The organism is Pseudomonas sp. P4_C3, assembly GCF_056402075.1.
In genome coordinates this window covers 1-1,026 of sequence record NZ_JBFUIC010000676.1, presented here as the reverse complement: position 1 = coordinate 1,026, position 1,026 = coordinate 1, and the positions used below count along the sequence as shown (strand labels likewise).

1 pseudogene is annotated in these 1,026 nt (G+C 53.6%); it reads right to left on the bottom strand.

The features are described 5' to 3' along the window. Positions 1-729: 729 nt before the first annotated feature. Positions 730-1,026 (bottom strand): annotated as a pseudogene (locus tag AC1DVH_RS31705) (hypothetical protein); the annotation flags it as partial.

Below are 1,026 nucleotides of genomic sequence, written 5' to 3'. Positions count from 1 at the left end.
TTCAAACATCTTTGGGTTTTGAGAAAACCCTAAACTTGGCTCAGCAATCGTTGGTTACATCTTTGATTTCTCGCGGAGTAACTTGTGATGCTGATAATCTGTTGACTAGCAGTCTGAYTCCACAAGCACCCACACGAATTGCTTGATTCAGTTGTTAAAGAGCGGTTGGTTAAGAGCYTTCGTCTCAACCGAGGTGCGCATCTTACAGCGCATCTTTTCAATTTGCAACCTTAAAAGTTTCTGATTTTTCAACAAAATCAACTACTTAAGCCAAGAACAATATCAAGCTGCTCGTTAGCGGGAGGCGAATAGTACAGTATTAAAATACGTGGTCAACCCCCATCTGAAAATTCTTCTTCCTTACCAAAGCGCCCGGGGTTGCCACCATGAAAACCTCCAGCGTCTATATAAGGCATCGGGGCAGCAGAGAGCCCGGACCACGTCGTCACTGAAGCCTCCCCCTGTTATTTCGTGGACGCCACCCATCACCCTCTCCCAGCGATAGCACTGTTCCAGGCCACCACATTCAATGACAGCGCCACACCCGTCCTGCTCGATCCGCCCCTGCCAACATACTCGTCGGCATTTCGGACCGTGCGGCAGATTTCAAAAAGAAGTCGCAAACCCCGCGACTATTCAGGGTTTGCGACTCATAGCCGATACGTCCCTCAAGCTCCCGGGGCGTTTTCTTCGGATATGCCTGCCATGTTCATTGCGGAACGGGCGGGCTTAGTTCTCTACCTCAACCACGTCGACATCCGGGGCATCAGGGGCGTCGGCCGCATCCTCTCTGGCTTCTTTCGCCTCGACTTTGGCAGCCTCTCTGGCTTCTTTCGCCTCGACCTTGGCAGCCTCTCTGGCTTCTCTCGCCTCGACTTTGGCAGCGTTCGCCTCTACTTTGGCAGCGTTCCTGGCCGCATCTGCGGCAGCCCTGGCAGCATCTCTGGCTGCATCTGCTTCTGCCTTGGCGGCATCCATGGCTGCATCTGCGCCCGGTACGCCAGCAGCTCTCGCAGCGTCTCTGGC